We start from the raw sequence: 17,739 nt of genomic DNA on the forward strand, positions 1-17,739 counted from the left end.
CTACCCGCTATTCCCTATTCGCTGTTTTCATTTCCCGCTGCCGGCGATCTGGTCGCCGTCGCGGGTCAGGTAGTAGGCGGCGAGGATCGGCAGCAGCGTCACCAGCACCACCACCATCGCCACGACATTGGTGACCGGGCGCTGGCGCGGGCGGATCAGTTCTTCAAGCATCCAGATCGGCATCGTCTGCTGCTGGCCGGCGGTGAAGGTGGTGACGATGACCTCGTCGAACGACAGCGCGAAGGCCAGCATGCCGCCGGCAAGCAGCGCCGTGGCGATGTTGGGCAACACGATATGCCGGAAGGTCTGGAAACCATCCGCGCCGAGATCCATCGAGGCCTCGATCATCGAGCCCGAGGTGCGGCGGAAGCGGGCAACGGCATTGTTGTAGACGACAACCACGCAGAAGGTGGCGTGGCCGAGCACGATTGTCCAGAACGAGAACGGAATGTCGGCCAGCGCGAAAGCCGAACGCAGCGCAATGCCGGTGATGATGCCGGGCAGCGCGATCGGCAGGATGACCAGCAGCGAAATGGTTTCACGGCCGAAGAATTTCGTCCGTGACACCGCGGCGGCGCACAGCGTGCCGAGAACCAGCGCGATGGCCGTCGAGATGGCGGCGACGCGCACCGAGAGCGACAGCGCTTGCCACACGTCCGGCCGGTTCCAGGTGACGGCGAACCACTGCGTGGTGAGCCCCGGCGGCGGCCAGACGAAGCTCTTCTCCTCCGTCGTGAAGGCATAGACGAAGATCAGCAGGATCGGCGGATGCAGGAACAGCAACCCGCAAGCGGCGGCGATCTTCAGGCCAAGCGGAGCCGATTGGGCACGGTCAGAGCGCATCGAAGGCCCCCATGCGCTTGGCGCCCCAGAGATAGAAGCCCATGATGACGATGGGCACGACCGTGAAGGCGGCGGCGAGCGGGATGTTGCCGGCCGTGCCTTGCTGCGAATAAACGGCCTGGCCGATGAACAGGCGCGACGTGCCGATGATCTGCGGGATGATGTAGTCGCCCAATGTCAGCGAAAAGGTGAAGATCGAGCCGGCGACGATGCCGGGCAGCGCCAGCGGGAACAGCACATTGCGAAAAGTCTGGCCGGGCGACGCGCCAAGGTCGGAAGAGGCTTCGACCAGATTGCCGGGCACGCGCTCGAGGGCTGCCTGCACCGGCAGGATCATGAAGGGCAGCCAGACATAGACGAAAACGATAAAGGTGCCGGTGAACGACACCGACAGCGAGTTGCCGCCGACGACCGGCAGCGACAGCCAGGCGTCAAGCAGCCACAACAGGTTCAGCTTGGCGAGCAGCCAGGTGAGAATGCCTTCCTTGGCCAGGATCAGTTTCCAGGCGTAGATCTTGACCAGGTAGCTCGACCACAGCGGCAGCATGACGCCGAGATAGAACAGCGCCTTCCAGCGGCCGCGCGCATAGCGCGCCGCGTAGTAGGCGATGGGGAAAGCGACGACGGCCGAGGCCAGGGTCACCAGGGCCGCCATCGTCACCGTGCGCAGGATGATGTCGAGATTGGCGGCCTGCAACAGGTCGCCATAGGTCTTCAACGTGAACTCACGATTGATGAGGCCGGAGAACTCGTCGATCGAGAAAAAGCTCTGCGCCAAAAGAGCGAACAACGAGCCGATATAGACGATGCCGAGCCACAGGACCGGCGGCAGCAGCATAAGCAGAAGGAGCAGTTGCGGCCTGCGCCAGAAGAGGTCGGAGAGCGCGCCGCGTATGCCGCCGCTGCCGGGCAGGATGGCAGGGGCTGGGCTGGGGTTGAGCGCGGCAATGGTCATGGGGCCGCCGTGTGCTGAAGAGAATTATATGAGAGGCCGCGTTCTGCGTCGCCCCCCTCTGTCCTGCCGGACATCTCCCCCTCACGGGGGGAGATTGGCAATTTCTCGGCCTCGCCAATTCTGCGACGTTGGAAATTGGCGAAACCCGAAAGGGCAGCCAATCTCCCCCCTTGAGGGGGAGATGTCCGGCAGGACAGAGGGGGGTGCTTCGCGCAAGCCTTCATCACACCGGCTCGTCCATCAAATGCAGGCTCTCGCGGTTGAAGGTGAGCACCACCGCCTCGCCTTCCCTGGGCAAGGCCGTGCCGGCAGGCACGATGGCGTGCAATTTCAGACCGTCGGCATCGAGCGCCAGCCTGGTGGTCGCCCCGAGATAGTTAGTTGAGACGAGGCGCGCGGCGACGCCCTCGCCGCTCGCCGCGCGGCCGACGCGGATGGATTCGGGGCGCAGGCTGCCCCAGCCGCGCTGGCCGCAATAACGCTGGACGAAATCCGGCGGCAGCACGTTGGAGGAACCGACGAAATCGGCGACGAAGCGAGTGCTCGGCCGCTGGTAGATATCTTCCGGCGTGCCGATCTGCATGATCCTGCCGTCGTTGAAGACGGCGACGCGATCGGCCATCGACAGCGCCTCGCCCTGATCGTGGGTGACGAAGACGAACGTTATGCCGAGCGCCTTTTGCAGCGACTTCAGCTCTTCCTGCATGTTCTCGCGCAATTTGAGGTCGAGCGCGCCGAGCGGCTCGTCGAGCAGCAGCACCTTGGGCTGGTTGACCAGTGCGCGGGCCAGCGCGACGCGCTGGCGCTGACCGCCGGAAAGCTGGCCGGGGCGGCGGGCGCCGTAGCCGGGCAGCCTGACCAGCGACAGCGCCTCTTCCGCTGCCTTGTGCCGCCCGGCCTTGCCGACGCCCTTGACCATCAATCCGTAGGCGACATTGTCGAGCACATTGAGATGCGGGAACAGCGCATAGTCCTGGAAGACAGTGTTGACGTTGCGGCGATAAGGCGGAACGCCCTCGGCGCGCTCGCCGAAGATCGAGATCGAACCCGCCGTCGGCTGCTCGAAACCGGCAATGAGGCGCAGGCAGGTCGTCTTGCCGGAACCGGACGGCCCGAGCATGGCGAAGAACTCGCCAGGTACGATTTCGAGGTCGACCGTGTCGACGGCGCGCACGCTGCCGAAATGGCGCGAGACTTTTTGAAAGGAAACGGCTGAGGTCATGGGGTGTCAGTCTCTTGCCGATTGGGTTCTCTTCGGTCGCCCGCAATCATGGCTGGACGGCGAACGCGCGCGCCACTTACCTCCCCTCGATGGGGGAGGTCGCGGCGAAGTCGCGGGTGGGGTGCTCTGGCACAGACCGCCGCGACGCCCCGCCCCGACGCTGCGCGTCGACCCTCCCCACAAGGGGAGGGTGAAGAAAATCATCGCCCGCCGATGACGCCGATATAGTCCGACACCCAGCGGTAATAGGGCACGCACTGGTCGTTCTGGGTGGCGCATTTGGTCACTGGCGTCTTCCAGAACTTGATCTTGTCGAAGTTTTCGTAGCCGTTGGTCTTGCAGCCTTCGTCGGTCAGGAGCTCGTTGCCCTTGCAGGCGGCGGGGACGACCGGCAGCGAGCCGAACCAGGCCGAGACGTCGCCCTGCACCTTGGGCGAAAGCGAGTGTTCGAGCCACATATAGGCGCAGTTCGGATGTGCCGCGTCGGCCTCCATCATAGTGGTGTCGGCCCAGCCGGTGACGCCTTCCTCCGGCACGGTCGAGGCGATGGGCTTCTTGGCCGCGATCAGCGTGTTGACCTGGTATGGCCACGAGCCGGAGGCAACCACGCCTTCGTTCTGGAAATCGTCGACCTGGATGGCGGCGTCGTGCCAGTAGCGGCCGACCAGCGTGCGCTGGACGCGCAGCAACTCAAGCGCGGCCTTGTACTGGTCCTCGTTCAACTCATAGGGGTCCTTGATGCCGAGCTCCGGCTTGTGGAACATCAGGTAGTTGGCGGCATCGGCAATGTGGATCGGGCCGTCATAGGCCTGGACGCGGCCCTTGTTGGACTTGCCGTCCGGCAGCTTCATCTCCTCGAAGACGATGTTCCAGCTCTTGGGCGCTTCCTTGAAGACATCGGTATTGTACATCAGCACGTTCGGCCCCCACTGGTAGGGAACGCCGTAATGCACCTTGTCGACGGTGAACCAGGGGGCGTCCTTGATGCGGTCGTCGACCGTCTTCCAACTCGGGATGAGATCGGTATTGATCGGCTGCACGCGCTTGCCGGCAACGAGGCGCAGCGATGCATCGCCCGAAGCGGTGACGAGGTCGAAGCCGCCCTCGTTCATCAGCGAGACCATCTCGTCCGACGTGTTGGCGGTCTTGACGTTGACCTTGCAGCCGCTTTCCTTCTCGAAGGCGGTGACCCAGTCATAGCCCTTGTCGGTTTCGCCACGCTCGATATAGCCCGGCCAGGCGACGATATCGACCTCGCCTTCACCCTTGCCGAGTTCCGTGACCTGAGCGATGGCCTGGCCGGAGAAGGTCAGCGCGACCGTCAATGCAGTGCATGACTTCAGGAATGAATTCATCATCGATCTCCCATTGATAGGCCAGCGCTTCGGCGGCGGCTTTGTTCCCTGAAGCGAAGTTGCTGTGAAAATCCCGGTTTCGCAAATTCATTTATCAGAAGGGGGATATCGGTTTTTCCGATAGATTAGCGGCCGTTCTTGTCGGGGCGCTGGCGAACCATGCGCTGCGACTGCGCCAGACCGATGAAATCGCGCGCAGCCTGCGGCAGGCCGGAGCCGCGGCGCCAGACCATCCCGACCTGGACGACGGGTAGGGCACCGGACACGTCGCGCGACTCGATGCGGTCGCCTTCCAGCGACCACGGCCGGTAGACGAGGTCGGGCAGCAGCGCCACGCCCGCGCCGGTGGCGACGAGGCTGCGCACCGCTTCGACCGAACGGGTGCGGAAGGCGACATGCGGCTTGGCGCCGATTGCCGTCAGCAACTTGCCGGTGTTCTCCTCGATCTCGTCGACGGTCAGCATGATCAGCGGCTCCGAAGCGATGTCGCCGATGCCGATGATGTCGGCGCCGGCGAGCGGATGCCCGAGCGGCAGCCACAGGCGGTAAGCCGAGACTTCAAGGATTTCCGATTGCAGCGCGGTTCGGTCGCGCAGATTGGACGTGACCATCACGGCGATGTCCAGCTTGCCGCCGATCAGCAGATGCTCGAGATAGTCGCCATTGTCCTCGATTGCCGAGACCTCGACGCCGGGATAGGCACGACGGTAGCGGGAAAGCAGGTCCGACAGCACATAGCCGGCGACCAGCGAGGTGACGCCGAGCTGCAGCCGGCCGCCCGCTGTCGCCTGCTCGCCGAGGAAGGCGCGGCGCGCATCGGACACATCGGCCAGGATCTTGGTGGCATGACGCAGGAACTGGTGGCCCTTGTGGGTGATGTTGAGGCCGCGCGGATGGCGGTCGAACAATTCGACGCCGAGATCGCCTTCGAGCTCCTTGATCGCTTCGGTGACCGAGGATTGCGAAATGGAGAGGTTCTGCGCGGCACCCGACACCGTGCCCTGCTCGGCGACGGCGATGAAGAACTGCAACTGGCGGATGGTGAAAGCCATGGCCGGACTAAACACGGCGGGGACGACACTGGGAAGTGGAAACGGATCGGCAACTTGACGGCCCCCAGAATTGTAACTAAGTAAGTTACATGAAACGCAACAGCCGGCTGTCTTCCACCTTGCACATTCTGGTCCACATGGCCGAGAAGCCCGAGCGGGCGCTGACCTCGGAGCAGCTTGCCACCTTCATCCATACCAATCCGGTCGTGGTGCGCCGCACCATCGCCGGGTTGCGGGCTGCCGGCATCGTCACCTCTTCACGCGGACATGGCGGCGGCTGGCTGCTCGGGCGCCCGCCCGACGAGATCTCGCTGGCCGAAATCAGCGCCGCGCTTGGCGAGACGCTGCTGCAGTTCGGCACCGAGCCGGAGAGCCCCGGCTGCCTTGTCGAGCAGGCCGTCATCGCCGTCCTCGACGATTTTCGGATCGCGGCGGAGAAGCTGCTGGCGGAGAAGCTCAGCCGTATCACGCTGGCCGACCTGACCGCCGACTTCCGCCGCCGTTACGACCTCATCGGAGTCTCCAGCCATGCAGTATGATCTTGCCGTCGTCGGCGGCAGCTTTGCCGGCTTGTCCGCCGCCATCCAGGCGGCCCGGGCCCGGCGCAACGTCCTGGTGATCGACGCCGGCCAGCCCCGAAATCGGTTCGCCGCGCATTCGCACGGCTTCCTCGGCCAAGACGGGCGCACGCCAGGCGCCATCCTGGAGGAGGCAAGACGGCAGTTGCTAGCCTATCCGACGGCTCGCCTTGTCAACGGACGTGCGGACAAGGCGGTCGCCAATAGCAGCAGCGACTTCGAAATCAGCACAGAGGGCGGCGAGACCTTTGGCGCCGCGCGGCTGGTTCTGGCCAGCGGCGTGCGCGACATCCTGCCGGAAGTTCCCGGGCTTGCCGAGCAGTGGGGCAAGACCGTGCTGCACTGCCCCTATTGCCACGGCTACGAGGTTTCCGGCGGGCCGCTTGGCGTGCTGGCGACCGGGCCCATATCCCTGCATCAGGCGCAGTTGATCGCCGACTGGGGCGACGTCACGCTGTTCGGCAATCGCCTGATCGAGCCCGATGCCGAACAGATGTCTGCCCTGGAAGGCAAGAATGTGAGGTTCGAACCCGCTGCGGTCGCCGAACTGCGGGAGGATGGCACGGGCGGCTTGACGGTGATCCTCGACGACGGCCGAAAGGCCGGGGTTCGCGCGATATTCACCGCGCCGCGCAATAGCATGGCGAGCCCGATGGCCGAACAGCTCGGTTGCGGCTTCACGGACGGTCCCCTCGGCCCGGTGATATCAATCGATGACAGGCAGCAGACGACGGTCCCCGGCGTCTTCGCCGCCGGGGACGCGTCACGCGCGATGCACAACATCGCCTTCGCCGTATCGGGCGGCGCCTTCGCCGGCATATGCGCCCACCAGTCACTGGTATTCGGTTAGCTCAGGCTGCGTTGCCCGCGACGCTGAGCCGCGCGCCAGCCTGCGCCAGGCCGGCAGCGATGTCGCGCGGCGGCGGCCGGTCGGTGGCGAGCTCGGAAAAGCCATCGAAGCCGCAGACCTGGACCAAGCCTTGGCGGCCGAATTTCGTATGGTCGGTGACGACCAGCGAACGCTGGCCGCGCGACAGCACCATGCGGGCGAACTCGGCCTCGTCGAGATCGTAGTCCATGACACCCGTCACCGCATCGACGGCACCCGTCGAGATCACCGCATGGCTGACCGAGAAGCGGCTGACGAAGTCGATGGCCGAGGCGCCGAAGGCGGCGCCGGAATCGCTGCGCAGCTCACCGCCGGCCATGTAGACCTTGTTGCCGTTGACGGTGGCCAGCGTGCGGGCGATGTCGGATGAGTTGGTGACGACCGTCAGCCGCCGATGGCCGAGCAGTTCACGCGCCAGGAACGAGGTGGTCGTTCCCGTGTCGAGCATGATCGATTCGCCGTCGCGGATGGTGGCGGCGACCATGCGGGCGATGAGGCGCTTGGCCTCGGCGTTCTCGCGCATGCGCCGTTCGAACGGCGCTTCGCCGATCGTCGACGGCAGGCCGACGGCGCCATGCATCTTCAGGAGCGAGCCGTCGCTGGTGAGGGGCTTGACGTCGCGGCGAACGGTTTCCAGCGAGACGCCTAGCCGGTCGGCCAGGCTGGCGATGGTGACGGTGCCTTCCTCCTGCAGAAACCGCAGGATTTCGCCGTGCCGCTTGGAATGGCTCATCGGGTCATTTCCAGTCGCGCCATGATGCAGTGACCGCTTCTATGGCAAATCTGCCGCATATTACAAGGAATCTCGAAAGAATACGGGCAGGAAAGCAGAAAAAGCCACAGAATCTCGTTGACAACGTGGCTTACCCGGCGTGACACTGATGCCGTGTCAGGCTCGCACTGCCACGGAAAAGCGATAGCGGAGCCTGATCCGAATTTGTGTGCCCCAAGGTCTGGAAACTGCCTGACGCGAGGGCGACTGGAAGAATTTTCTCATCCGCGGGGGCGGATGCCGGCCTCGAAGAGCCCGGCACGTGGGGCTCGTCGGTGCGGCGCGGGATACCGATCCCGAATGCCGCGCCGGCGAGGTCTTTGCCAGAACGAGCGTCCGGACAAACGGCGGGTCGCCACGGTGGTGCCGCCCCGTCGGCGCCTTGCCGGACGAAGGGCGAATTCATGACGGCCGAGGACCGCATCCGCGCCCTGCCTTGCTGGACAGGCAGCGTCGAGATCGAGCCGCTGCCCGGCGGGCTGAGCAATGCCAATTATCGGGTTAAGGACGCGGCCGGGAGGCATGTCGTGCGTTTCGGCAGGGACTATCCCTTCCACCACGTCTTTCGCGAGCGTGAGGTGATGACCGCACGCGCCGCGCATGCCGCCGGTTTCGCGCCGGCGGTCCGCCATGCCGAACCCGGCATTCTCGTGACGGAGTATCTCGGCGCCAAGACCTGTCTGGCTGAGGACGTGCGCGCCAATCTCGGCCGTGTCGCCGCCCTGATGCGCGGCTTCCACCGTGAGATGCCCAACCACGTCTCCGGTGCCGGCTTCATGTTCTGGGTGTTCCACGTCATCCGCGACTATGCGCGCACGCTGGAGGACGCCGGCAGCCGCAAGGCGAGCGACCTGCCGCGTCTGCTGATGCTGGCCGACGAGCTCGAACGCGCCCAGAAACTGCTGCCGATCGTGTTCGGCCACAATGATCTTTTGCCGGCGAATATTCTCGACGACGGCAGCAGGCTATGGCTGATCGACTTCGAATATGCCGGCTTCAATACCGCGATGTTCGACCTTGCCGGCGTCGCCTCGAACGCCGGCATGAGCGACGAGGAATCCTTCGCCTTCCTGACCGCTTATTTCATGAAGGAGCCGGACGAGGCGATCCGCCGCTCGCATGCGGCCATGCAATGCGCCTCGCTGCTGCGCGAGGCGATGTGGAGCATGGTTTCGGAACTCTACCTCGACGTGCCCGGCATCGACTACGTCGCCTACACGGAAGAGAACCTGACGCGGCTCGATGCCGCGCTGGAAAACTACCGGACAAAATACGGGACCTGAATTCATGACCTTGCCAACCCAGGCAGCGATCGTCGTCATCGGCGGCGGCATTATCGGCTGCTCGACGGCCTACCATCTGGCCCGCGACCACAAGGCAGATGTGGTGCTGCTCGAACAGGGCAAGCTGACCTCGGGCTCGACCTGGCACGCCGCCGGCCTGGTCGGGCAGCTGCGCTCGTCGGCCTCGATCACCCGCGTGCTCAAATATTCGGTCAACCTCTACAAGGGCCTGGAGGCCGAGACCGGCCTTGCCACCGGCTGGAAGATGAGCGGGTGCCTGCGCCTTGCCACCAATGCCGACCGCTGGACCGAGTACGAGAGGCTGGCGACGACAGCGAAGAGCTTTGGCATGGACATGGAGTTGCTGTCGCCGGCAGAGGTCAAGAACATGTGGCCGCTGATGGAAACCGGCGATCTCGTCGGCGCTTCCTGGCTGCCGACCGACGGTCAGGCGAGCCCATCCGACGTCACCCAGTCGCTGGCCAAGGGCGCGCGCATGCATGGCGCAAGGCTTTACGAGGAAGTGCGCGTCACCGGCTTCGAGATCAAAGGCGGCCGCATCATTGCGGTGAAGACCAACATGGGCGACATCGCCTGCGACAAGGTGGTGAACTGCGCAGGACAATGGGCACGGCAGGTTGGCGCCATGGCCGGCATCAACGTGCCGCTGCAGCCGGTGAAGCACCAGTTTATCGTCACCGAGAAGATCGACGGGCTGGCGACCGATGTCCCGACCATCCGCGACCCGGACCGGCGCACCTATTTCAAGGAAGAGGTCGGCGGGCTGGTGATGGGCGGCTATGAGCCAAACCCGCAGGCCTGGACGACAGATCTCCCCGGAGGCGACGTGCCCAATGACTGGGAGTTCCGGCTGTTCGACGACGACTATGATCATTTCGAACAGCATATGAGCCAGGCGATCGCGCGCGTGCCGGCGCTGGAAACCGTCGGCGTCAAGCAGATGATCAACGGGGCCGAGAGTTTCACGCCGGACGGCAATTTCATCCTCGGCGTGGCGCCCGAATGCGCCAACATGTTCGTCGGCGCCGGCTTCAACGCCTTCGGCATCGCTTCGGGCGGCGGCGCCGGCTGGGTGCTGGCGCAATGGGTGGTCGATGGCGAGGCGCCGTTCGATCTGTGGGTCGTCGACATCAGGCGCTTTTCCAGCCTGCACCGCGACCGGCATTGGGTCCGCGAGCGCACGCTGGAAGCCTATGGCAAGCACTACACGATCGGCTTTCCACATGAGGAGTATCTCTCCGGCAGGCCGCGCATCGTTTCGCCGCTGTACAATAGGCTGAAACAGCATCGCGCCGTGTTCGGTTCGAAGCTCGGCTGGGAGCGGCCGAACTGGTTCGCCCCCGAAGGCGTCGAGCCGCGTGACGTCTATTCCATGGGCCGGCAGAATTGGTTTTCAGCCGTCGGCGACGAACATCGCCATGTGCGCGAGAAGGTCGGCATCTTCGACCAGTCGTCCTTCGCCAAATACGAGCTGACCGGGCCCGACGCGCCGAAGGCGCTGGACTGGATTTGCGCCAATGACGTCAACAAGCCGGCCGGCCGGCTGACCTATACGCAGCTTCTCAACACGCGCGGCGGCATAGAGGCCGATCTCACCGTGTCGCGGTTCGGCGAGGACAGGTTCTATATCGTTACCGGCACGGGCTTCCGCACCCATGACCTGTCCTGGATCAGCGACCATGTCGAAAAGGAGCTCGACATCACGCTCACCGACGTCACCGAGGATTTCGGCACGCTGTCGCTGATGGGACCGCGCGCCCGCGAAGTGCTGGCCGGCGTGACCGATGCCGACGTTTCCAACAGCGGTTTCCCATTCGGCCATGCCCGCGAGATTGTCGTTGCCGGCCACACCGTGCGGGCGTTGCGCGTCACCTATGTCGGGGAACTCGGCTGGGAGCTGCACGTGCCGATCTCCGCAACCGGCGAGATCTTCGACGCGTTGATGTCGGCAGGCAAGCAACATGATATCCGCCCGGTCGGCTACCGGGCCCTGGAATCGCTGCGACTGGAAAAGGGCTATCGCGCCTGGGGCTCCGATATCACCCCCAACGACACGCCGCTGGAAGCCGGCCTCGGCTGGGCGGTGAAGCTTCGCAAGAACACGGATTTCGTAGGGCGGCGCGCCTTGGAGAAAATCACTGGCGGGCCATTGAAGAAGCGTTTCGCCGGCTTCACGGTCGACGATCAGGACATCGTGCTCGTCGGGCGCGAGACGATCCTGCGCAATGGCGAGCCGGTCGGCTATCTCAGCAGCGGCGGCTATGGCTACACCGTGGAGAAGAACATCGGCTACGGCTATGTGCGCAATGCCGACGGCGTGAGCGACGATTTTCTCGCCTCGGGCCGCTATGAGCTGGTCGTGGCGATGCAGCGCACGCCGGCAAAGATCCATCTCGAGCCGATGTATGATCCGGCCGGGAACAGGATCAAAGCCTGATCAGTTCACACGCAAGGCGAGGCAGCGGCTGGGCACCGTGTCGGCCTCGCCCGGCATCGAGACGTACGGGCGCGTTTCCTCGATGCGGGTGACCAGCCCCTGCGCCTCCAGCTCCGCGACCCGCGCGTTAAAGCCCAGATCCCAGATCGTATTCTTGACCGTCAGCACGATCACGCCGCCCGGCCGGCAGATGCGGATCAGTTCGTCCAGCCCTTCGGCACCGACATGGCCCGAGGTAAAGACGCCGGCCGAGATCACCCCGGCATAGGCATTGTCGGCAAAGGGCAGCGGCCCGCCAAGCGCCAGGCAATGCAGGGCCGAATAGACGCCCTTGCGCTCTGCCTGATCCAGCATGCCTTGCGAGATGTCGAGCGCCTCGACCTCGGGATAGCCGGCAATGTCGAGCCATTCGCCGATGAGCCCGGTGCCGGCCCCGGCATCGAGCAGCGGGGCCGAGCCACGCGGCAGATGCCTTGCCAGCAAGGCCAGGCAGATGGTGGGATGACGATAGCCGGCGGCCGACATGTCGCTGTCGTAGGTCTGCGACCAACGGTCATAGAGCGCCGCCACGTCTTCCGGGCGCTTGGCCGCGTAGGCAGCGCCAAGCGCGCCCTTATGCTTGCTGTCGGTCACTTTCGTCCTGTCCGCCATGCCCTAAATTGGTCTCGCACGGATGATAGCCAAAGCACGAATTTTGTGGAACCGTCTCTGCGACAAATAACAGCGGGGGAGCGGGCATGACAATGGACGAGGCACGGACAAAACTTGCCGCCATTCCCATGCTGGCCGGCTATAACGGGACGCTGGAGCGGCTTGGCGGCCTCACCAACCTGGTTTTCAAGGCCGGGGACTTCTGCCTGCGCATTCCAGGCAAAGGCACCGAGGAATATATCAACCGCGCCAATGAGGCGGTGGCGGCGCGCGAAGCGGCTAAGGCAGGTGTCAGCCCCGAGGTGCTGCATGTCGATCCGGGCACCGGCGTGATGGTGACGCGCTTCATCGCCGGCGCCGTAACCATGTCGCCGGAAAAATTCAGGGTTCGGCCGGGCAGCCCGGCGCGTGCGGGAGAGGCCTTCCGCAAGCTGCATTCGTCCGGTGCGGTGTTTCCGTTCCGTTTCGAACTGTTCGCGATGATCGATGACTATCTGAAGGTGCTGTCGACCAAGGAGGTCGCCCTGCCCGCCGGCTATCACGACGTGGTGCGCGAGGCCGGTGGCGTGCGCGCGGCGCTGTCGGCCCACCCGCTGCCCGTCGTCGCCTGTCATTGCGACCCGCTGTGCGAGAATTTTATCGATGCGGGTGACAGGATGTGGATCGTCGACTGGGAATATTCAGGAATGAACGATCCGCTCTGGGATCTTGGCGACCTCTCCGTCGAAGGCAAGTTCGATGCCGCGCAGGACGAGGAGATGATGCGCGCCTATTTCGGCGGCGAGGCGAAACCGGCGGAGCGCGGCCGCATCGTCATCTACAAGGGGATGTGCGACCTGTTGTGGACACTGTGGGGACTGATCCAGCTCGCCAACGACAATCCCGTCGACGATTTTCGGGCCTATGCCGACGGCCGCTTCGCGCGCTGCAAGGCGCTGATGGAGACGCCGGAATTTTCACGGCACCTGGCGGCGATCCGCGAGGGCTAATTCACGCCCTTCGGCACGTTTTCAGGCGGCACCGTCGTGTCGACCACCTTCTGGCGATGGAAGATGAACAAGCCGGCCAGCACGACGATGACCGAGCCGATGAGGATGCGCGGGCCGGGAACGTCGCCGAAGAACGCCAGCCCGAAGACCACCGCCCATAGAAGCAGCGTGTAGTGCAGCGGCGCCAGCGTCGAGGCCGGGGCCAGCTTGAGCGCCCGCGTGATCATCAGATGGGCACCGCAGGAGACGATGCCGAGCAGCAGCATGGCGCCGAAATCGAGCGCCGACGGCGTGTGCCAGGCGCCGATGGTCAGGGCGCCGCCGACCAGCAGCGTGCCGATGGTCTGCCATGTCACCAGATTGGTGTCGCTGGTGCCGCGCAAGCGCCGGTTGAGGATGATGGCGAAAGCGAAGGCAATGCTGCCCGCCAGCGCGAAGCCCGACGACAGCGAGAAAGCCGCCGAGGAGGGCTTGAGCATGATCAGCACGCCGCAGAAGCCGAGCAGGATCGCCATCCAGCGGCGCCAGCCGACCTTCTCGCCAAGCAGGAGATGGGAGAGTGCCGCCACATAGATCGGCCCGGCCATATAGAAGCTCATCACATCCGCAAGCGGCAGATAGACGACGGCGGCATAGAAGAGCCCGGTATCGAGCGTGGTCATGATGACGCGCAGGACCTGCAATTCGGGCCTTTCCATGCGGAACAGCTTGGCGGCGCCCTGGTGGGCGATCATCGGACCGAGCACGAAAAACGCGCCGATCGACCTGATCAGAACCACCTGGCCGACGGAAAAGCTGGCGACCAGCCATTTGCCCATGGCGTCGTTGAGCGCAAACAGGAAGTCGCCGGCCAGCATCAGCAGAATGCCGGCCAGAAGCACGTTCCTGATTGTGGTATTCTGCGCCACGGGTTGCGTCATGCCGATCCCGATTCCTTGCCTGTCTAGAGCGGTTCACCGTTTACGAAAACGGCGAACCGCTCTATCTCTTTATTTCGCGCAATTCCGGACGGAAAACCGTACACACTTTTCCTGGAATTGCTCCAGGCCGCGTCGTAGACGGAAGCGGCCGCTTTGACGAGGAGAAATCCGGGAATCGGCAAGGCCAGCGCCGGGAATCGGCTGGGTCTAGGACGATGTGTGCCGCCGGTTCACCAGTGCCGGCCTGCCGGGGATGGCAAGCCTGGTGTCCTGCCTGGTTCGTTCCGCCACCACTTTGCCCCTGGCGATGACGCAAATGCGTTCAGGGCGCAGGCGAATGGCCTCGACCGGATTGCCGGCGTCGAGGACGACCAGGCTGGCGCGCTTGCCGACGGCGAGGCCTAGATGATCGAGCCCCATGATGGCGGCATTGACGTTGGTGACCATGTCGAAACAGCGCGCCATGTCGGCCGGGCTCGACATCTGGGCGACGTGAAGCCCCATGAAGGCGACGTCGAGCATGTCGGCGGAGCCCAGCGAATACCAGGGATCGAGCACGCAATCCTGGCCCCAGCCGACGCGGATGCCCAGCGCCAGCATCTCCTTGACCCGAGTCATGCCGCGGCGCTTGGGAAACGTGTCGTGGCGCCCCTGCAGCATGATGTTGATCAGAGGATTGGGGATGGCGGAGACGCCCGCCTCGGCGATCAGCGGCAGGAGTTTCGAGACGTAGTAATTGTCCATCGAATGCATCGAGGTGAGATGCGAGCCGGCCACCTTGCCCTGAAGGCCGAGACGCTGCGTCTCATAGGCCAGTTGCTCGATGTGGCGCGACAGCGGGTCGTCGGTCTCGTCGCAATGCAGGTCCACCATCAGGCCGCGTTCTGCCGCAATCTCGCAAAGCTCGGTCACCGAGCGCGTGCCGTCGGCCATGGTGCGCTCGAAATGGGGAATGCCGCCGACGATATCGACGCCCAGATCCAGCGCGCGGATGGTGTTTTCCCGTGCACCGGGCGAGCGGTAGAGCCCATCCTGTGGAAAGGCGACCAATTGCAGGTCGATATAGGGCGCCACCGTCTTCTTGACATCGAGCAGCGCCTCGACCGCCAGCAGCCTGTCGTCGCAAACGTCGACATGGGTGCGGATGGCGAGCAATCCCATCGACACCGCCCAGTCGCAATAGGCGAGCGCGCGATCGCGCACCGCCTCATGCGTCAGGAGCGGCTTCAGTTCGCCCCACAGAGCAATGCCTTCGAGCAGCGTGCCCGAGGCGTTTATCCGCGGAATGCCGTAGGAGAGCGTCGCATCCATATGGAAGTGCGGGTCGACGAACGGCGCAGAGACCAGATTGCCCCGCGCGTCGATCGTCGTGCCGGCGTTGCCATCGAGCTTCGGCTCGATCGTCGCGATCGTCTCGCCGACGATGCCGATGTCGGCAACCCTGCCGTCAGGCAATGTGCCGCCGCGAACGATAAGGTCGAAATCCATCTGTGTCGTCCCCGAAGAATCAGCACCTGTCGGCTGCCGCCGTGATCGCGGCGGGCGAAAAATCTTGCCACGTGGCGCCGCCCCTCATCCGCCTGCCGGCATCTTCTCCCCGTATAGAGACGGGGAGAAGGGAGATGCTGCGACCTCGCCGCCATTTTTGCAACGTCTACAATTGGCGAAATCTTTGGTTATAGCCCTTTCTCCCCGTCACTTACGGGGAGAAATGTCCGGCAGGACAATGAGGGGCAGCACGAAACCTGGCCGATTCGAGCGCTACTCCGGAACGTGCCTCACCGCACCCTTGTCGGCGCTGGTGGCGAAGGCGGCGTAGGCGCGCAATGCGGTCGTCACCTTGCGCTTACGCTTCTCTTCGGGCTTCCACGCCAGAGCGCCCTTGGCCGCCATTGCCGCCCGGCGGCTGGCGAGCTCCTCATCGCTCACGGCGAGGCGGATCGAGCGGTTGGGGATGTCGATCTCGATCGTGTCGCCTTCCCGCACCAGCCCGATCGTGCCGCCTTCGGCGGCTTCCGGCGAGACATGGCCGATCGAGAGCCCCGACGTGCCGCCGGAGAAGCGCCCGTCGGTGATCAGCGCGCAAGCCTTGCCCAAGCCCTTCGATTTCAAATAGCTGGTCGGATAGAGCATTTCCTGCATGCCGGGGCCGCCGCGCGGTCCTTCATAGCGGATGACGACGACGTCGCCGGCCTTGATCTCATTCGACAGGATCGCCTTGACCGAGGCATCCTGGCTTTCGAACACCCGCGCCGGGCCGGTGAATTTCAGGATCGACTCGTCGACGCCGGCCGTCTTCACGATGCAGCCGTCGAGCGCCAGGTTGCCCTTGAGCACGGCAAGGCCGCCGTCTTTGGAAAAAGGCGTCTTCGCCGAGCGGATAACGCCCGTCTCGCGGTCCAGATCGAGCTCGTCCCAGCGACGATCCTGGCTGAAGGCGACCTGCGTCGGCACGCCGCCGGGCGCGGCGAGGAAGAAATCTCGCACGTTCTGGCTTGAGGTGCGCGAAATATCCCAATGATCGAGCGCCTCGCCGAGGCTTGATGTGTGCACGGTCGGCAGGTCGCGGTTGATCAGTCCGGCTTGGTCGAGCTGGCCGAGGATCGCCATGATGCCGCCGGCGCGGTGGACGTCCTCCATGTGCACGTCGGACTTGGCCGGCGCCACCTTGCACAGCACGGGCACCCGCCGCGACAGCCGGTCGATATCCTCCATGGTGAAGTCGACCTCACCCTCATGCGCCGCGGCCAGGATGTGCAGCACGGTGTTGGTCGAGCCACCCATCGCGATGTCGAGCGTCATGGCGTTCTCGAACGCGCCCTTTGAAGCGATGCTGCGCGGCAGCGCCGTCTCGTCGTCCTGCTCGTAATAGCGTTGGGCGAGATCGACGATCAAGTGTCCGGCCTCGACGAACAGCCGCTTGCGGTCGGCGTGCGTCGCCAGTGTCGAACCGTTGCCCGGCAGCGACAGGCCGAGCGCTTCGGTCAGGCAGTTCATCGAATTGGCGGTGAACATGCCCGAGCAGGAACCGCAGGTCGGGCAGGCGGAGCGCTCGATGACCTTGACGTCCTCGTCGGAGATCTTGTCGTCGGCGGCGGCGACCATGGCGTCGACCAAGTCGAGCGCCTGCGCCTTTCCGGCGAGCACCACCTTGCCCGCTTCCATCGGCCCGCCGGAGACGAAGACGGTCGGGATGTTGAGGCGCAGCGAGGCCATCAGCATGCCGGGCGTGATCTTGTCGCAATTGGAGATACAGACCATGGCGTCGGCGCAGTGGGCGTTGACCATGTACTCGACGGAATCGGCGATCAGTTCGCGCGACGGCAGCGAATAGAGCATGCCGTCATGGCCCATGGCGATGCCGTCATCGACGGCGATGGTGTTGAATTCCTTGGCGACGCCGCCGGCCTTCTCGATCTCGCGCGCGACCAGCTGGCCGAGATCCTTCAGGTGGACGTGGCCCGGCACGAACTGGGTAAAGGAGTTGACCACGGCGATGATCGGCTTGCCGAAATCGCTGTCCTTCATGCCGGTGGCGCGCCAGAGGCCGCGGGCGCCGGCCATGTTGCGGCCATGGGTGGTGGTGCGGGAGCGATAGGCAGGCATGAACTTTCCTTAGCTGGCTGGCTGCGCCCGATGCGGAGCGTCGCGGCCCTGAATATGGATCGCAGGCGTTATAGACCGGCAATTATTGTCTGGCCACATTTTTGCAATGCGCCAGATTCTCCAGAAAAATTCAGAGTTTGCGAAAAAAGATGGCCTTCCGTGTCGG

Annotated in this window: 15 protein-coding genes; 5 read left to right on the forward strand and 10 right to left on the reverse strand. The window is 64.4% G+C overall.

What is annotated here, in order from left to right:
* Nucleotides 1-27: 27 nt before the first annotated feature.
* From FJ953_RS17440 to FJ953_RS17460, 5 genes are all read right to left on the reverse strand, one after another.
* Entirely contained in the window at nucleotides 28-843 is an 816-nt protein-coding gene (locus FJ953_RS17440) for an ABC transporter permease (RefSeq protein WP_140624868.1), read from the reverse strand.
* The gene (locus FJ953_RS17445; protein ID WP_140497058.1) at nucleotides 833-1,798 is read right to left on the reverse strand and encodes an ABC transporter permease; all 966 of its coding nucleotides are present in this window, start codon (nucleotides 1,796-1,798) and stop codon (nucleotides 833-835) included. Before FJ953_RS17445 ends, FJ953_RS17440 begins: the two co-directional genes overlap by 11 nt.
* A gap of 223 nt (nucleotides 1,799-2,021) precedes the next feature.
* Nucleotides 2,022-3,020, reverse strand: coding sequence for an ABC transporter ATP-binding protein (locus FJ953_RS17450; RefSeq protein WP_140559727.1), 999 nt, complete (start codon nucleotides 3,018-3,020; stop codon nucleotides 2,022-2,024).
* Between the two features lie 200 nt (nucleotides 3,021-3,220).
* Nucleotides 3,221-4,375, reverse strand: coding sequence for an ABC transporter substrate-binding protein (locus FJ953_RS17455; protein ID WP_140513012.1), 1,155 nt, complete (start codon nucleotides 4,373-4,375; stop codon nucleotides 3,221-3,223).
* A gap of 125 nt (nucleotides 4,376-4,500) precedes the next feature.
* Nucleotides 4,501-5,427: a LysR substrate-binding domain-containing protein gene (locus FJ953_RS17460; protein WP_140513010.1), complete on the reverse strand. Its 927-nt coding sequence runs from the start codon at nucleotides 5,425-5,427 to the stop codon at nucleotides 4,501-4,503.
* A gap of 89 nt (nucleotides 5,428-5,516) precedes the next feature.
* Between FJ953_RS17460 and FJ953_RS17465 the strand changes: the two genes are divergently transcribed.
* On the forward strand, nucleotides 5,517-5,966 hold the full coding sequence (locus FJ953_RS17465) for an Rrf2 family transcriptional regulator (protein ID WP_140624869.1): 450 nt from the start codon (nucleotides 5,517-5,519) through the stop codon (nucleotides 5,964-5,966).
* Nucleotides 5,956-6,855, forward strand: a complete 900-nt coding sequence (locus FJ953_RS17470) for an NAD(P)/FAD-dependent oxidoreductase (protein ID WP_140624870.1) — start codon at nucleotides 5,956-5,958, stop codon at nucleotides 6,853-6,855. Before FJ953_RS17465 ends, FJ953_RS17470 begins: the two co-directional genes overlap by 11 nt.
* A 1-nt stretch (nucleotide 6,856) precedes the next feature.
* Here the strand turns inward: FJ953_RS17470 and FJ953_RS17475 are convergent, their stop codons facing one another.
* Nucleotides 6,857-7,627 carry a DeoR/GlpR family DNA-binding transcription regulator gene (locus FJ953_RS17475; RefSeq protein ID WP_140624871.1) on the reverse strand — a complete coding sequence of 257 codons (771 nt, stop codon included), beginning with the start codon at nucleotides 7,625-7,627 and terminating at the stop codon, nucleotides 6,857-6,859.
* A 443-nt stretch (nucleotides 7,628-8,070) separates the two neighbouring features.
* Here FJ953_RS17475 and FJ953_RS17480 point away from each other — a divergent pair, with 443 nt between their 5' ends.
* Together FJ953_RS17480 and FJ953_RS17485 are read left to right on the forward strand one after the other, a co-directional pair.
* On the forward strand, nucleotides 8,071-8,949 hold the full coding sequence (locus FJ953_RS17480; protein ID WP_140497071.1) for a phosphotransferase family protein: 879 nt from the start codon (nucleotides 8,071-8,073) through the stop codon (nucleotides 8,947-8,949).
* A gap of 4 nt (nucleotides 8,950-8,953) precedes the next feature.
* Nucleotides 8,954-11,407 (forward strand): FAD-dependent oxidoreductase, encoded by a 2,454-nt coding sequence (locus FJ953_RS17485; RefSeq protein WP_140624872.1) that lies wholly within the window; start codon nucleotides 8,954-8,956, stop codon nucleotides 11,405-11,407.
* Here the strand turns inward: FJ953_RS17485 and FJ953_RS17490 are convergent, their stop codons facing one another.
* A complete protein-coding gene (locus FJ953_RS17490) occupies nucleotides 11,408-12,040 on the reverse strand; it encodes a class I SAM-dependent methyltransferase (RefSeq protein ID WP_181165288.1) in 633 nt (210 codons plus the stop codon).
* 104 nt (nucleotides 12,041-12,144) lie between these two features.
* Between FJ953_RS17490 and FJ953_RS17495 the strand changes: the two genes are divergently transcribed.
* Nucleotides 12,145-13,047, forward strand: coding sequence for a phosphotransferase family protein (locus FJ953_RS17495; RefSeq protein WP_140497077.1), 903 nt, complete (start codon nucleotides 12,145-12,147; stop codon nucleotides 13,045-13,047).
* Here the strand turns inward: FJ953_RS17495 and FJ953_RS17500 are convergent.
* The 3 genes from FJ953_RS17500 to ilvD all read right to left on the reverse strand — a co-directional run bounded on the left by FJ953_RS17500 (nucleotide 13,044) and on the right by ilvD (nucleotide 17,573).
* A complete protein-coding gene (locus FJ953_RS17500) occupies nucleotides 13,044-13,967 on the reverse strand; it encodes a DMT family transporter (RefSeq protein ID WP_140497079.1) in 924 nt (307 codons plus the stop codon). The genes FJ953_RS17495 and FJ953_RS17500 overlap by 4 nt on opposite strands.
* 207 nt (nucleotides 13,968-14,174) lie before the next feature.
* Nucleotides 14,175-15,455 (reverse strand): amidohydrolase family protein, encoded by a 1,281-nt coding sequence (locus FJ953_RS17505; protein ID WP_140624873.1) that lies wholly within the window; start codon nucleotides 15,453-15,455, stop codon nucleotides 14,175-14,177.
* A gap of 273 nt (nucleotides 15,456-15,728) precedes the next feature.
* Nucleotides 15,729-17,573, reverse strand: coding sequence for a dihydroxy-acid dehydratase (gene ilvD / locus FJ953_RS17515; RefSeq protein ID WP_140559734.1), 1,845 nt, complete (start codon nucleotides 17,571-17,573; stop codon nucleotides 15,729-15,731).
* Nucleotides 17,574-17,739 lie beyond the last annotated feature (166 nt).

The sequence above is a fragment of the Mesorhizobium sp. B2-3-6 genome, from assembly GCF_006442305.1.
Classification (GTDB): Bacteria; Pseudomonadota; Alphaproteobacteria; order Rhizobiales; family Rhizobiaceae; genus Mesorhizobium.

Bases quoted from the DNA above. Each gene is read 5' to 3' on its own strand.
- FJ953_RS17440 (WP_140624868.1), bottom strand. From the start codon at position 843: ATGCGCTCTGACCGTGCCCAATCGGCTCCGCTTGGCCTGAAGATCGCC.
- FJ953_RS17445 (WP_140497058.1), bottom strand. From the start codon at position 1,798: ATGACCATTGCCGCGCTCAACCCCAGCCCAGCCCCTGCCATCCTGCCC.
- FJ953_RS17450 (WP_140559727.1), bottom strand. From the start codon at position 3,020: ATGACCTCAGCCGTTTCCTTTCAAAAAGTCTCGCGCCATTTCGGCAGC.
- FJ953_RS17455 (WP_140513012.1), bottom strand. From the start codon at position 4,375: ATGAATTCATTCCTGAAGTCATGCACTGCATTGACGGTCGCGCTGACC.
- FJ953_RS17460 (WP_140513010.1), bottom strand. From the start codon at position 5,427: ATGGCTTTCACCATCCGCCAGTTGCAGTTCTTCATCGCCGTCGCCGAG.
- FJ953_RS17465 (WP_140624869.1), top strand. From the start codon at position 5,517: ATGAAACGCAACAGCCGGCTGTCTTCCACCTTGCACATTCTGGTCCAC.
- FJ953_RS17470 (WP_140624870.1), top strand. From the start codon at position 5,956: ATGCAGTATGATCTTGCCGTCGTCGGCGGCAGCTTTGCCGGCTTGTCC.
- FJ953_RS17475 (WP_140624871.1), bottom strand. From the start codon at position 7,627: ATGAGCCATTCCAAGCGGCACGGCGAAATCCTGCGGTTTCTGCAGGAG.
- FJ953_RS17480 (WP_140497071.1), top strand. From the start codon at position 8,071: ATGACGGCCGAGGACCGCATCCGCGCCCTGCCTTGCTGGACAGGCAGC.
- FJ953_RS17485 (WP_140624872.1), top strand. From the start codon at position 8,954: ATGACCTTGCCAACCCAGGCAGCGATCGTCGTCATCGGCGGCGGCATT.
- FJ953_RS17495 (WP_140497077.1), top strand. From the start codon at position 12,145: ATGACAATGGACGAGGCACGGACAAAACTTGCCGCCATTCCCATGCTG.
- FJ953_RS17500 (WP_140497079.1), bottom strand. From the start codon at position 13,967: ATGACGCAACCCGTGGCGCAGAATACCACAATCAGGAACGTGCTTCTG.
- FJ953_RS17505 (WP_140624873.1), bottom strand. From the start codon at position 15,455: ATGGATTTCGACCTTATCGTTCGCGGCGGCACATTGCCTGACGGCAGG.
- ilvD (WP_140559734.1), bottom strand. From the start codon at position 17,573: ATGCCTGCCTATCGCTCCCGCACCACCACCCATGGCCGCAACATGGCC.